Raw genomic sequence first — 14491 nt, 5'->3', positions numbered from 1 at the left:
AGGCCAATATCAGACCGAGCCGGCTTTCGCTTCAATTTCACGATGCCAGCGCTCGATCAGCGAATCTAGGGACATTTGGCCAAGATCCTGGCCACCCCGGACGCGCACAGCAACCACCCCGGCGGACTTTTCCTTCTCGCCGATTACGATTTGGTAAGGCAGCTTGTGCACGCTATGTTCGCGAATTTTATAGTTAATCTTTTCGTTACGCAAATCCGTCTCGACCCGGAAACCGGCTTTCTTCAGTCTCTGAGTGACTTCCTGCGCGTATTCGGCCTGACCTTCCGAAATATTCATCACCACCGCATGAACCGGCGCCAGCCACAGCGGCAGCGCCCCGGCGTAGTGCTCGATCAGGATGCCGATGAATCGCTCCAGCGAACCCAGGATTGCGCGATGCAGCATCACCGGATACTTCTTGGTGTTGTCCTCGGCGACGTACTCGGCCTCGAGCCTCACCGGCAGGTTGAAGTCGAGCTGCAGCGTACCGCACTGCCACACCCGTCCAAGGCAGTCCTTCAGCGAAAACTCGATCTTGGGACCATAGAACGCGCCCTCGCCCGGCTGCAGGTCATATTCAAGCCCCTGGGCATCAAGCGCAGCCGCAAGCGCCGCCTCGGCCGCATCCCACTGCTCGTCGCTGCCCACCCGCTTGTCGGGGCGCGTCGACAGCTTGATCAGCACATCGGTAAAACCGAAGTCGACATAGACTCGCTGCAGCAGACGGATGAACTCGGCCGCTTCGTCCTGCACCTGTGCATCGGTACAGAAGATGTGCGCATCGTCCTGCACGAAGTTGCGCACGCGCATGATCCCGTGCAGCGCACCCGACGGCTCATTACGGTGGCAGGAGCCAAACTCGGCCATCCGCAGCGGCAGATCGCGGTAGCTCTTCAAGCCTTGGTTGAAGATCTGGATATGGCAGGGGCAGTTCATCGGTTTCACTGCGTAGTCGCGCTTTTCCGACTGCGTGGTGAACATGAGGTCGGCGTACATGCCCCAGTGACCGGACTTCTCCCACAGCGAGCGATCAACGATCTGCGGCGTCTTCACTTCCTGATAGCCGACGTCGCCAATGGTCTTGCGCAGGTACTGCTCGACCTGCTGCCACAGCGTCCACCCCTTGGCATGCCAGAACACCATGCCCGGCGCCTCTTCCTGCAGATGGAAGAGATCGAGCTGACGACCCAGCTTGCGGTGATCGCGCTTCTCGGCCTCTTCCAGCATGTGCAGGTAGGATTCGAGATCTTCCTTCTTCACCCACGCCGTACCGTAGACCCGCTGCAGCATCTCGTTCTTCGAGTCGCCGCGCCAGTAGGCACCGGCCAGCTTCGTGAGCTTGAACACCTTCAGCTTGCCCGTGGTCGGCACATGAGGACCGCGACACAGGTCGACGAAATCGCCCTGCCGATAAAGCGAGACATCCTCGTCGGACGGGATCGAGGCGATGATCTCGGCCTTGTAGTTCTCACCGATACTCTTGAAGAACTCGACCGCCTTGTCCCGCGGCCACACCTCACGCAGCACCGGCAGTTCGCGCTTGACGATCTCGCCCATGCGCTGCTCGATGGCGGCCAGATCTTCCGGGGTAAACGGGCGGTGATAGGAGAAGTCGTAGTAGAAGCCGTTGTCGATCACCGGTCCGATCGTGACCTGAGCTTCCGGGAACAGCTCTTTTGCCGCGTGCGCCAGCAAGTGCGCCGTCGAATGGCGAATGACCTCGAGACCTTCCGGATTCTTGTCGGTAATGATTGCCAGCGCAGCATCGGATTCGATGCGGTGCGAGAGATCAACCAGACGGCCATCCACACGCCCCGCCAGCGAAGCCTTGGCCAGCCCCGCGCCGATCGAAGCGGCGACCTCGCCCACAGTAACCGGATGGTCGAACTGACGAATGGAGCCATCGGGAAGCGTGATATTCAGCATGATCTCTAGCCTCTAGACTGGGTGAGCTGATGAAAAGGGACAGCTCTGGTAATGCGACCTTGGTTGCACTGCACAAAACGTGGACGAAAAAAAAGTGCGGTCGAACCGCACTTTTTCCTCAAGCAGACAAGCGGACCCGACCTGTTCAGTTTCCGGCCTTGGTATGAGTTCGGAACATGGCAAATCGACTCCAAGTGTTGGTAGGCGCGATTGGACTCGAACCAACGACCCCCACCATGTCAAGGTGGTGCTCTAACCAGCTGAGCTACGCGCCTGCTAAGAGCCGCGAATTATAGGCACTTCACGGCAGGTGTCAAACTATTTTTAGAACTTTCTTCAAAAAACTTAAGTTTCGGTCCATTCGGCCAGAAACGCCTCCCAGTGCGGAGCGCCGATCCGGCCCAGCGCCTCGCGCACAACAGCCTGTTCGCTTGCCAGCCCGGCCGCATCCAGGTGTCCGCGCATGCACTGAAAGCGCAGGAACACGAGGTAGGTATTCACGACATCGGTCTCGCAGTAGTCGCGGATTTCAGCAATGCGCCCCTCCTGCCAGGCGCCCCATACGGCCGATCCGTCCATGCCGAGCTTGCCGGGATAGCCCATGAGCTTGGCGAGGTCGTCCAGCGGCGCATTGGCACGCGGGGAGTACATTGCCAGCATGTCCATCAGGTCGAGATGCCGCGTGTGATAGCGACTGATGTAGTTGTTCCACTTGAAATCGCGCGAATCGGCGTAGTCGCCGTCACCGAGATCCCAGTAGCGTGGCGCGGACACGCCATGCAGCAAGCCACGGTAGTGCAGCACCGGAAGATCAAAACCACCCCCATTCCAGGACACGATCTGCGGAGTGAAGCGCTCCACCCCGTCAAAGAAGCGCTGGATGATCTGCCCTTCGTTCGACTCCGGCTCGGACAGCGAGAACACGCGGAACTGGTTCGCATCGCGCATGGCGCACGAAATCGTCACCACTCTTTGCAGATGGTGGGGCAGGAAATCGTTCCCGTGGCTCGCCCGTCGTTGCTGAAAGGCAAACTCCGCCACCTCGAAATCGGACAGATCGTCCGGCAACTCGTTGAGACGCCGGATGCCGTCCACATCGGGAATGGTTTCGATATCGAAAATCAGGGTCGGCATCACTTCTGAACCCAGCCTCCACCCTGCTGCACCCACCAGCCCGGCTGTGCGCGCTGCACCCAGCGCTGGGCAAAGGTGTTGCGCACATCCGACTCCCACTCGGGATGCCCGTTGGCGCGCGCGATTTCGCGATAGAGCGCACGGCGGTCGGCATTCTCGGCTGCAATCAGGGCATTGACCTGGCCACGCTGCGCCAGCGGCACACTGCCTGCACTGCGCAGCGCAACCGTACCATCGGCTGCCAGGCCCACCGCGCCCGACTGGTACAGCGGCGCGAGTTGCGAATGGCGTTGCTGCATCGACTGCTTGAGCGCGCCGATTGCCGGAGAGTCGATCTCAAGATTGCCCTGCGCGGCGACCGAGAGCGAAGCGCTCAGAAGCACCGCACAGATCAGGGGTGCAAGTTTCATGGTTTCTTTTCCTCCGCAGGCGGCTGGGCGGGCTCAGCAGCGCCTTCACGCAGCTGCCACACTTCGTCGATGATCCGGTCTGCCGCCTTCTCTGCCGCAGCGGCCGGAAAATAGATATTGATCGTGACACAGGCGCTGCTGGTCAGAACCAGGGCGCCCAACAACAACTTTCGCAAGCTCGGCGACATGTCACCTCCTTCGTTACGCGGCACTTCGCACCGCCCGGTTCAGCGCACTTCGGCGGCAGCATTGCCTTCGATGACGCGCTGAAGGCGCTCAACAAGTTCGCGCCAATCCACGCGTCGATTGTAGCCGATGACATCCAGAGCCGGGATTCCACCACCGCTGACGATCACGAAGCGCTCCGCCTCCGCGCCGTCACCAATGCCGCTCATCTCGCACACTCCAGCTTTCAGGACACAGCCAAGCCCGATCTCGCTGTAGCCAAAGGTGTCGAAGAAGCCGAGCAGACTGCGCTGAATCGCTGCCATCGCCCCCGGACCGCCCAGCGCGCTGATGTTCTGTACCGCACGCTGACTGATACGCCGCGGATACCGCCCGGCGCTGCTGCTCACCCTGGCATCGAAACCGACCGGACGCCAGCGCACCAGCTCCAGCCCGCGAACGTCGGCATCCACAAAGCCGGTAATGCTGCCGAAGCTGAAGGTTTCGGTCAGCTGCGCAAGATCGAGGTGACGCGCCTCGATGTCGCCGGTGAGGTGCGAGCCCACACCAAAGGGTTCGAGCACCCTGAGCCCGGTCGCCCGCAGATAGCCATCGAAGACGGATACCACGGTGGTCCCGTCGAGCACGACCTCAGCCGGCGAGGCACGCAAGCCCGGTATCGAGCCCGACAGCACGCCGGACATCAATGGCAGCCCCAGCGCATCGGTGAGCAGGCGCATCGACACCGGCTCGATGACCAGACTGCCCTCGCCCGTCCAGCCTGCATCGCCGGCATGCAGGACCATGCCGTCGAAGACGAGGCCGCCGTCGAGCAACGGAATGCGGAGCCGGTCGACACGCAGCGTGCGATCGTCGATGCTGACACCCAGATCGAAAGCGCCCAGCGCGAGCTTCTGCCAGCGCCCCCCGCCCACCTGCAGCGTGCCGCGGGTCGGCAGGCCATGCCGCCATGGCACATGGCCGCTCAGCGGCCCGAAGGCCAGCCCCGGACCACCGTCGCCGCCAGCAAGGCTGAAGCCGGCCTCATCGAAGACCGCATCGAGCGAGCGCAGCTGACCGCGCTCAAACTCCAGCGCACCACTGACCCGCCCGGCAAAACGCAAACGCGCCCCTGCTGCAGGCGCCACCAGGGGCGCCAGCCAGCGCGGCCCGACAAGCGCCAGATCGGCACCGGCAAGCGAAATCGCGAGGCGGTCCAACTGCCCCGTGCGCAGATCGAGCAATGCAGAAGCCGCGAGCTGTTCGACGCCCGCGAGCACCACCGCCGCCTCGTGGACCTCGAGCACACCCTGTCGCAACTGCCCGTGAGCACGCAGCGACGGGCCGGCCTCGATGAAAAAGGGGTGCAGGTAGGCCGCGCCCTCCCCCCAGCCCAGTTCAGCCTCCCACTCCCAGCGGCCTGACTTCAGCGCCGCATCGACACGCACATCGAGCGCAAGCTTCTCTGCCGCGCGAAGACCATCTGCAGATCCGAAAGCACCTCCCGCCAGACGGCCCGTGAGTTCGAACATGCGGGTGGGGTGCCACTCGAGCTCACCATCGAATCGTCCCGCCGGAGACCACGCCTTGAGCAGCGGCAGCCACGCAGGCAGCGCCGCGAGATCCAGCCCGAGCAGCTTCGCCCGCACACTGCCATCGCTGAGCAGTTGCGCATTCAGCCGCGCACCGTCCGGGGAGCCGAGACCGAGCGTGCCCGTGCGGGCGGAGAGATCGAACCGGAACGAGACCTGAAGTGGGTGCGGGAACCCGGGGAGACGGAACACGCCGTCTTCGCAGCGCACGACTGCGCCGTCGAGACTGCCGCGCGCGCAATCGAGCCGCACATTGCGCCAGTGCCGATCGGCCACGCGCAAGTGCCCGATAATCAGGCTCGCGCGCCCGCCGGCGGGAAAACTGAACTGAAGCCCCTGCAGGGCAAAGGCTGGATGCTCGACGCGATCGACCGCGAGGACCAGGGTGCCGAGCGCAGCCGCCGTCAAGGGCAGGGACAGCAGCGCCACGCACAGCCATCGCCATGCATGGCACCAGAGCGGACGCTCAGCCCGGGAAAACGCCCGTCGACAGATAACGATCACCCCGGTCGCAAACGATGCTCACGATGACCGCATTCTCGACTTCCTGAGCGAGGCGCAGCGCCACATGCAGGGAGCCGCCGGACGAGATGCCTGCGAAGATGCCTTCTTCCCGCGCCAGTCGGCGGGTCATCTCCTCGGCGTCGGCCTGCCCAACGTACTCGAGCCGGTCGACCCTCGGCTTCTCGTAGATGCTCGGCAGGTAGGCTTCCGGCCACTTCCGGATACCGGGGATCTGCGACCCCTCTTCCGGCTGGCAACCCACGATCTGGATGGCCGGATTCTGCTCCTTCAGGAAACGCGAGGTTCCCATGATGGTGCCGGTCGTCCCCATCGAACTGACGAAGTGCGTGATGCGCCCGCCGGTCTGCTCCCAGATCTCGGGGCCGGTACCCTCGTAGTGTGCCAGGGGGTTATCCGGATTCGCGAACTGATCGAGAATGACGCCCTGCCCCTCGTCGCGCATTTTCACCGCTACGTCGCGCGCCATTTCCATGCCGCCTTCCTTGGGGGTGAGCACCAGTTCGGCGCCAAACGCCCGCATGGTCTGCCGTCGCTCGACGCTCTGGTTCTCCGGCATGACCAGGATCATGCGATAGCCTCGCATCGCCGCAACCATCGCCAGTGCGATGCCGGTATTCCCGCTGGTGGCCTCGATCAGGCAGTCACCGGGATGAATCGCCCCCCGCGCCTCGGCACGCATCACCATCGACAGCGCCGGCCGGTCCTTTACCGATCCCGCCGGATTGTTGCCCTCGAGCTTGGCCAGGATCACATTGTTGCGCCCCGCCTCGATTCGCTTGAGTCGAACCAGCGGCGTCTGCCCAACGTAATCCTCGAGCGTCTTGAATTCCATTTGATTACCCTTTCAGACCTGCAAGGCCATCGCCCGTACTCAGCGGCGACCGATACCGTGGTATTCGATGCCGATTCTGCGCATCACGGCGGGATCGTACATGTTGCGCCCATCAAAGATGACCGCGCTCTTCAGTGTCTGGCAGATTGCATCGAAATCGGGACTGCGGAATTCCTTCCATTCCGTCACGATCACCAGCGCATCCGCACCTTCCACTGCAGCCATCGGGCGCTGCGCATAGCGCAGGCGCGGTTCGTCGCCGAAGATCCGCTTTGCCTCGTCCATTGCCACCGGATCGTAGGCCGTCACGGTTGCGCCACGCTCGAACAGTTCGCGGATGATGACCCGGCTGGGGGCGTCGCGCATGTCGTCGGTGTTGGGCTTGAACGCGAGTCCCCACAGGCCGAAATGCAGCCCGCTGAGGTCTTCTCCGAAACGGGCCACGATCTTGCGCACAAGCAGCATCTTCTGTGCATCGTTGGCCGCCTCGACCGCGTTGAGCAGCAGCAGGTCGTGCCCGCTCTCGCGCCCGGTACGCACCAGCGCCTTCACGTCCTTCGGGAAGCAGGAACCGCCGTAGCCGCAACCTGCATAGAGAAAGTGCCAGCCGATACGCGGATCGGAACCGATGCCCTGACGCACGAGTTCGATGTCAGCGCCCAGGGTTTCGGCCAGATTGGCCAGTTCGTTCATGAAGCTGATACGGGTCGCCAGCATCGCGTTCGCCGCGTACTTGGTGAGCTCGGCACTCTTTACATCCATTGCCAGCAGCTTTTCATGATTGCGCTGGAAGGGACCGTAGAGCTGACGCATCAGGTCGATGGCACGCTCATCGTCAGCACCGACAATGATGCGGTCGGGGCGCATGAAGTCGTCGACTGCTGCACCTTCCTTCAGGAACTCGGGGTTCGACACCACCGAGAACTCAATCGCGGCCTTACGCTTCTCAAGCTCTTCGGTAATGGCGGCACGCACCTTGTCACCGGTACCGACCGGCACCGTGGACTTGTCGACCACCACCCGGTAATCATCCATGTAGCGGCCGATGTTGCGCGCCGCCGCGAGCACGTACTGCAGATCGGCCGAGCCGTCCTCATCGGGCGGCGTACCGACGGCGATGAACTGTATGGTCCCGAAACGCGCAGCCTTTTCGACGTCAGTCGTAAACGAAAGACGCCCGGCTTCGACGTTGCGTCGAACCACATCGAGCAGCCCCGGCTCATGAATCGGAATCCCGCCCTCCTCGAGGATGCGGATCTTGTTCGGATCCACATCGAGGCAGAGCACGTCATTGCCGACATCCGCAAGGCACGCACCGCTGACGAGCCCCACATATCCCGTACCGACAACCGTAACCTTCATGCGACTTCCCTCATCAGTGCCGGAACCGGAGGCTCACGGCGTAAGATCGAATTCCTCGGTCCTGCGCGGAGGATAGGTCTCCCAGCCGCCACAGGCCGGACACCGCCAGTGAAACTGTCTCGCCTTGAACCCGCAGGCGTCGCAACGGTAGCGCGCAACCTTGCGGGTATGACCGTGGATCAGCTGCTTGATCATGTCGATGTCGCCCCGCAACTCGCTCGGCGCCGTCAGCAAGGCAGCCTCAAGCAGCTTGTCCAGCCCCAGCAGGGTCGGATTGCGACGCAGCTCCTCGCGCACCAGATCATAGGCCGCCTTGGCACCAAGCTTGTCGATTTCCCAGTGGAAGAGCTCATCGAGCAGATCGAGCGAGGGGTGGCGCTCAAGCCAGGAGCGCAACAACTGGTGACCTTGCTCGATCCGCCCCAGCCGTCCATAGACATCCATGACCCGTTGCGCCGCCAGCGCAAGATAGACCGGATCCTGGCTCTCGATCCGCTTCCATGCCTCGAGCGCATCCTCGTCACGCCCTTCGGCGAGCAGGAGGTCGCCCTGAATCAGACTCGCGCGCACGCAGCGGCGGTTGATCGCCAGCGCCTCTTCCACATGTCGACGAACCTCGTCGAAGCGGGAACTGGCCAGCGCCTGGGTCGCGAGTTCGCAATGGAAGTTGGCTACGTCCGTGCGCCAGTGCAGGCTGTCGTGATCGGTCAGGAAGCCCGCAATCTCGATCGCCTTGGCCCAGTCCTTTTCCTGCTGATAGATCTCGAGCAGATAACGCAGCGCGACATCGTCGGCGCGCGTGCCACGCAGTCGCATGAACACGGCTTCGGCCCGATCGAGCAGACCGGCCTTGAGAAAATCCTGTCCGAGCTCACCGAGCGCCTGCAGGCGCTGTTCTTCGGACAGATCTTCCCGATCGACGAGCAGCTGGTGCATGCGAATCGCACGATCGGTCTCGCCACGACGACGGAACAGACTGCCAAGTGCGAAATGCAGCTCGATGGTCTGCGGATCGATACGCACCGCCTCGACAAAGGCATCAATGGCTTTGTCGGGCTGTTCATTCAGGAGAAAATTCAACCCGCTCAGATAGGAGCGGGGCAAGGCTCTGGACTCGTGGACGACCTGCCGGATGTCGATGCGTGCCGCCAGCCAGCCCAAGGCAAAAAACAGTGGCAGTGCAAGCAGCCACCAGAATTCGATTTCCATAGATGTCAGAGTGTCTCGGGAGCCTGGGCTTCGGCGACGGGAATGGGCGACTCGGCACGCTCGCGTTTTGCCCGGTCAATCTGCTTGCGCAAGCGTGAGATCTCACGTTTCTGCCGCAACAGGGAGCCGAAAGTTGCCGTCACACCCAGCAGGGAGCCGGCCGCAAATGCAATCAGGATGATGAAGACAATGGGCAACTGCCACTCACTGCCGAAGAAGAATCTCAGGCTCGCCAGCTGGTCATTCTTGACCGCGAAGCCGAAAAGGAGAAAAAACAAAACGAGGCGGAGTAACCACATCAATGCGCGCATATCGACATTATCCCCGAGCACATGACAAAAAAGAAGGCAGCCTAAGCCGCCTTCCCTGATTCATTCCACCGATCGCCGCGCGGTCAACCGCCAATATCCACCCGCTCGCGCAACTCTTTGCCGGCTTTGAAGTGCGGTACGTACTTTTCAGGCACGTGCACCTTATCACCGGACTTGGGGTTGCGTCCTGTTCGGGGAGGACGATAGTTCAGCGCAAAACTTCCAAACCCGCGGATCTCGATGCGATCACCACGCGCCAGCGCGTCGGTCATCGCATCGAGAATCATCTTGACCGCGTAATCGGCATCCTTTGCCACCAGCTGCGGGAAACGTGCCGCCAGCTGGGCAATCAGCTCCGATTTGGTCATGATCGGTTAGATTACTGCTTCTGCTCGTTCAGCTTGGCCTTGAGCAACGCACCGAGGTTGGTCGTGCCGGACGAAGCAGCGCTTTCGGAAGCCATCTTGTTCATGACTTCGGACTGCTCAACCTGATCCTTGGCACGGATCGACAGGTTGATCGAACGCGTCTTGCGATCAACGTTGATCACAACTGCTTCGATTTCCTGGCCTTCCTTCAGCACGGAGGTCAGATCATCAACACGATGAGCAGCCGCTTCGGAAGCGCGCAGGTAGCCCTCGACTTCTTCACCCAGCGCAATCACGGCACCGCGAGCTTCAACCGACTTGACCGTACCGGTCACGAGGCTGTTCTTCTCGTGGGTAGCGATGAAGTTGGTGTACGGATCGCCTTCCATCTGCTTGATGCCCAGCGAGATACGCTCACGCTCGACGTCGATTGCCAGAACGATGGCCTCAACCTCGTCACCCTTCTTGAAGCGGCGCACGGCGTCTTCACCGGACTCGCTCCACGACAGGTCGGACAGGTGAACCAGGCCGTCAATGCCGCCTTCCAGGCCGATGAACACACCGAAGTCGGTGATCGACTTGATCTGGCCGCGGACCTTGTCACCCTTCTTGTGGTTCAGGGCGAAATCGTCCCACGGGTTCGAAGCGCACTGCTTCATGCCCAGCGAGATACGACGACGGTCTTCGTCGATTTCGAGGATCATCACTTCGACTTCGTCGCCCAGCTGGACAACCTTGGTCGGATGGATGTTCTTGTTGGTCCAGTCCATTTCGGACACGTGAACCAGGCCCTCGATACCCTGCTCGACTTCGACAAAGGCGCCGTAGTCGGTGATGTTGGTGACCTTGCCGAACAGGCGGGTGCTCTGCGGGTAACGGCGGGAGATGCCCACCCACGGATCTTCGCCGAGCTGCTTGAGGCCCAGGGAAACGCGGTTCTTTTCCTGGTCGAACTTGAGCACCTTGGCTTCGATTTCGTCGCCGACGTTGAGCACTTCCGACGGGTGACGCACACGACGCCAGGCCAGGTCGGTGATGTGCAGCAGGCCGTCGATACCGCCGAGGTCAACGAACGCACCGTAGTCGGTGATGTTCTTGACGATACCCTTGATGACCGTGCCTTCCTTGAGGTTGGCGAGGAGCTTCTCGCGCTCTTCGCCCATCGACTCTTCGAGCACTGCACGACGCGAAACGACAACGTTGTTGCGCTTGCGATCGAGCTTGATGACCTTGAACTCGAATTCCTTGCCTTCGTACGGCGTGGTGTCCTTGACCGGACGCATGTCAACCAGCGAACCCGGCAGGAAGGCGCGGATGCTGTTGGTCATGACGGTCAGACCACCCTTGACGCGACCGGAGATCACGCCCTTCACCAGGGTGCCTTCGTTCAGTGCCTTCTCGAGGTCGTTCCACGCCGAGATACGCTTGGCCTTGTCACGCGACAGGCGGGTTTCACCGAAACCATCTTCAAGTGCATCGATCGCAACGTGGACGAAATCGCCGACATTGACTTCGAGGTCGCCGCGATCGTCGCGGAATTCCTCGATGGGAACATAGCTCTCGGACTTCAGGCCGGCATTGACGACGACAAAATTCTGGTCGATGCGTACGACTTCGGCGGTGATGACTTCACCGGTACGCATTTCCTGAAGGGCAAGGCTTTCTTCGAACAGGTCGGCAAAGCTTTCTTCGAAGGCGGGGGTGGCAGTTGACATAAAGAGAAAGAATCCGGAACCGGCGTGCGACGGCAAGCAAAGTAAGTTGATGGACACGCACCGGGCACCCTTGCCCGGGCATGGTAAAACTCAACCGGTCGCCAGTCCCCGATCCCGCACGAGATCGAGCACGAAAGCCACGGCCGCATCGACGTCCATTGAAGTGGTATCGAGCAGTACCGCGTCCGGCTGTTGCTGCAATGGAGCAACGGATCGGGCGACATCACGCGCATCCCGTTCACGGAGATCCTGCATCAAGCTCTCAAGCTTAGCAGGCAAACCCTTTTCGATCAACTGCTTATATCTGCGCTCTGCGCGCGCCTCGGCAGAGGCCGTCAAAAACACCTTGACCTGCGCATCGGGGAAGATCGTCGACCCCATATCGCGCCCTTCCGCCACCAGCCCCGGGCCCTGCCTGAAGTCACGCTGGCGCCCGAACAGGGCGTCGCGCACCGCCGGCAGCACGGCAACTCTGGAGGCGCCGACCGAGCAGGCCTCTTCCCGGATCTCATCGCTGACATCCTCGTCGCCAAGCAGCACACGGCCGCCATCGAAGCGGGCCGGCAGGGCCGCCGCCAGCGCGGACAGCGCCGCCGCGTCACCGAGATCGACGCCACGGCGGATCGCGGACAGCGCCGTGAGCCTGTACAGCGTGCCGCTGTCGAGATGATGCCAGCCCAAGGCCTCGGCCACGCGGGCGCCGACCGTTCCCTTGCCCGATGCGGACGGACCGTCGATCGCCACCACCGGGACCGGTGTCACGACGCCGGAGAACGCGGCGAAGTAGTCGGGAAAGGTCTTGTTGACGCATTTCGGATCATTGATCCGCACCCTGCAGCCACCCAGGCTCACCAGCGAGAAGCACATGGCCATGCGGTGATCGTCGTAGGTGTCGATCGAAGCGGGTTGCAGCGTCGCAGGCGGGGTGACGCGAATGTAGTCGGCACCCTCTTCCACGTCGGCGCCGACCTTGCGCAACTCGATGGCCATGGCCGCGATGCGGTCGGTCTCCTTGACCCGCCAGCTGGCGATATTGCGCAACCGGCACGGGCCGTCAGCGAAGAGCGCCGCCACCGCAAGCGTCATGGCGGCATCGGGAATGTGGTTCAGATCGAGATCGAAGGCGCGCAGACGACCAGACGCCGGCGCAGACGCCTCGATCCAGTTGTCGCCCATGCTGATGCGCGCGCCGATCTGCTCCAGCGCCTCAGCAAAGCGGACATCGCCCTGGATGCTGCTGCTGCCTACCCCCTCGACACGAACCGGCCCGCCACCGATGGCGCCAGCGGCGAGAAAATAGGAGGCCGATGAAGCATCGCCCTCGACGAACAGGGTGCTGGGCGAGACATAACGGGCACCGCCGGGAACGATGAAACGCCCCCAGTTCTCATGCGTCACCCGTACGCCGAAGCGCGCCATCAGATCGAGCGTGATCGCGATGTAAGGCCGCGAAATGAGCTCGCCCACGACTTCGATCGTGACCTCTTCACCGGTGAGCGGCAGCGCCATCAGCAAGGCCGTCAGAAACTGACTCGAGACGTCCCCCCGCACCCTGACCACACCGCCGCGGCGAATCGTTGCCGGACGCAGCTGCAGCGGCGGGAAACCGTCGTTGCCGAGGTAGTCGATATCCGCACCGATCTGGCGCAGCGCATCGACCAGATCCCCGATCGGACGCTCGTGCATGCGTGCCACGCCGGACAGCTGATAGCTGCCACCGGACAGCGCAAGTGCGGCCGTCAGCGGCCGGAAGGCGGTCCCCGCATTGCCCAGAAAGAGCGCTGCGGCCTTGACCGGAAACGGCCCACCGGCACCACGCACGCGGTAATCGTTGGTGCCGGACTCATGGCGCCAGTCGACCCCGAGCGCACGCAGCGCATCGAGCATGCGTTCGACGTCGTCCGAGGCCAGAAGGTCACGAATGTCTGTTTCGCCCTCGGCCAGCGCGGCCAGCAGCAGGACCCGGTTGGAGATGCTCTTGGAGCCCGGCAGACGCACCGTTCCACTGGCCTCGAGCACGGGAGGCAGATCTAGAAATTGCATGACTTACTCAGCAGATGAGGTAGGCGGGAACTGCGACGCCCAGGCATTGCGCGCAACGCGGGCCTGGTCGAAGAGCTCTTCGAGTCGCTTGCCGTCCCCCGCCATCAGGAGGGCGCGTACATAGGCCAGTTCGGCCAGGTACTGATCGAGCTCACCTAGCAGTGCCTGACGGTTGGCGATGCAGATGTCGCGCCACATTTCGGGATGGCTACCGGCAATCCGGGTGAAATCGCGGAAACCGCTGGCAGCATGGGAAAACAGCAATTCGGCATTCGCACGACCGGCAAGATCGTGCACCAGGCCAAAGGCGAGCAGATGCGGAAGGTGGCTGACGGCGGCGAACACCCTATCGTGGTCATTTGGTGCCATCTCGACCACCGTTGCCCCACAGGCCTCCCAGGCCGACCGCACCAGCGCCACAGCGTCAGCGTCGTTCTCGGGCAAGGGGGTCATCACGACCTTGCGATCACGGTAGAGCTCGCCGAAGGCGGCATCCACACCGCTGGTCTCGGCGCCGGCAATCGGATGCGCCGGCACGACGTGCGACAACCGGCTGTCGAGATGACGGTAGGCCGCCTCGATCACGTCACGCTTGGTACTGCCGGCATCGGTCACCACGGTGCCGGGGGCGAGATGCGGCGCCATTGCCGCCATGATGCTGTCCATCTGCCCGACGGGCGCCGCAAGCAGCACCAGATCGGCACCATCGAGCGCAGATGCCCAGTCGGTGGCGACCTCGTCGATCACGCCCAGCTCTCGCGCCCTTTCGAGCGCGCTCGCTGTCCGGCCAATTCCGACAATGCGCTCAACCACACCCGCCTTGCGCAGGGCCAACGCGAACGAACCGCCGATCAGACCGACGCCGCACACCACCAGTTTGCCGATCAGCGCCATACCTT

13 protein-coding genes and 1 tRNA gene are annotated in these 14491 nt (G+C 62.4%); all 14 read right to left on the bottom strand.

From position 1 onward, the window contains the following. Positions 1–9: 9 nt before the first annotated feature. The 14 genes from thrS to AC22G6_RS12575 all read right to left on the bottom strand — a co-directional run bounded on the left by thrS (position 10) and on the right by AC22G6_RS12575 (position 14486). On the bottom strand, positions 10–1926 hold the full coding sequence (gene thrS / locus AC22G6_RS12640; RefSeq protein ID WP_487367058.1) for a threonine--tRNA ligase: 1917 nt from the start codon (positions 1924–1926) through the stop codon (positions 10–12). Between the two features lie 198 nt (positions 1927–2124). After that, positions 2125–2201: transfer RNA gene (locus AC22G6_RS12635), tRNA-Val, on the bottom strand. Between the two features lie 70 nt (positions 2202–2271). Then, a complete protein-coding gene (locus tag AC22G6_RS12630) occupies positions 2272–3060 on the bottom strand; it encodes a 3'-5' exonuclease (RefSeq protein WP_487367057.1) in 789 nt (262 codons plus the stop codon). After that, positions 3060–3470 (bottom strand): YdbL family probable chaperone protein, encoded by a 411-nt coding sequence (locus tag AC22G6_RS12625; RefSeq protein ID WP_487367056.1) that lies wholly within the window; start codon positions 3468–3470, stop codon positions 3060–3062. Before AC22G6_RS12625 ends, AC22G6_RS12630 begins: the two co-directional genes overlap by 1 nt. Then, positions 3467–3658, bottom strand: a complete 192-nt coding sequence (locus AC22G6_RS12620; RefSeq protein WP_108947610.1) for a hypothetical protein — start codon at positions 3656–3658, stop codon at positions 3467–3469. Before AC22G6_RS12620 ends, AC22G6_RS12625 begins: the two co-directional genes overlap by 4 nt. A 39-nt stretch (positions 3659–3697) precedes the next feature. Next, positions 3698–5656 (bottom strand): hypothetical protein, encoded by a 1959-nt coding sequence (locus tag AC22G6_RS12615; protein WP_487367055.1) that lies wholly within the window; start codon positions 5654–5656, stop codon positions 3698–3700. A 37-nt stretch (positions 5657–5693) separates the two neighbouring features. Then, a complete protein-coding gene (gene cysM / locus AC22G6_RS12610) occupies positions 5694–6584 on the bottom strand; it encodes a cysteine synthase CysM (RefSeq protein ID WP_487367054.1) in 891 nt (296 codons plus the stop codon). Between the two features lie 39 nt (positions 6585–6623). After that, the gene (locus AC22G6_RS12605) at positions 6624–7946 is read right to left on the bottom strand and encodes a UDP-glucose dehydrogenase family protein (RefSeq protein ID WP_487367053.1); all 1323 of its coding nucleotides are present in this window, start codon (positions 7944–7946) and stop codon (positions 6624–6626) included. Positions 7947–7979: 33 nt separating this feature from the next. Then, the gene (gene lapB / locus AC22G6_RS12600) at positions 7980–9155 is read right to left on the bottom strand and encodes a lipopolysaccharide assembly protein LapB (protein ID WP_108947607.1); all 1176 of its coding nucleotides are present in this window, start codon (positions 9153–9155) and stop codon (positions 7980–7982) included. Between the two features lie 5 nt (positions 9156–9160). Next, entirely contained in the window at positions 9161–9466 is a 306-nt protein-coding gene (locus tag AC22G6_RS12595) for a LapA family protein (protein ID WP_487367052.1), read from the bottom strand. A gap of 83 nt (positions 9467–9549) precedes the next feature. Continuing rightward, entirely contained in the window at positions 9550–9834 is a 285-nt protein-coding gene (locus tag AC22G6_RS12590; protein WP_108947605.1) for an integration host factor subunit beta, read from the bottom strand. Positions 9835–9845: 11 nt separating this feature from the next. Beyond that, the gene (gene rpsA, locus AC22G6_RS12585; RefSeq protein WP_108947604.1) at positions 9846–11549 is read right to left on the bottom strand and encodes a 30S ribosomal protein S1; all 1704 of its coding nucleotides are present in this window, start codon (positions 11547–11549) and stop codon (positions 9846–9848) included. A 90-nt stretch (positions 11550–11639) separates the two neighbouring features. Next, the gene (locus tag AC22G6_RS12580; RefSeq protein ID WP_487367051.1) at positions 11640–13592 is read right to left on the bottom strand and encodes a bifunctional 3-phosphoshikimate 1-carboxyvinyltransferase/cytidylate kinase; all 1953 of its coding nucleotides are present in this window, start codon (positions 13590–13592) and stop codon (positions 11640–11642) included. 3 nt (positions 13593–13595) lie between these two features. Continuing rightward, the gene (locus tag AC22G6_RS12575) at positions 13596–14486 is read right to left on the bottom strand and encodes a prephenate dehydrogenase (RefSeq protein WP_487367050.1); all 891 of its coding nucleotides are present in this window, start codon (positions 14484–14486) and stop codon (positions 13596–13598) included. Positions 14487–14491 lie beyond the last annotated feature (5 nt).

The organism is Parazoarcus sp. PS-13 R2A (assembly GCF_057621855.1).
This window is presented reverse-complemented; position numbering and strand designations above follow the sequence as displayed.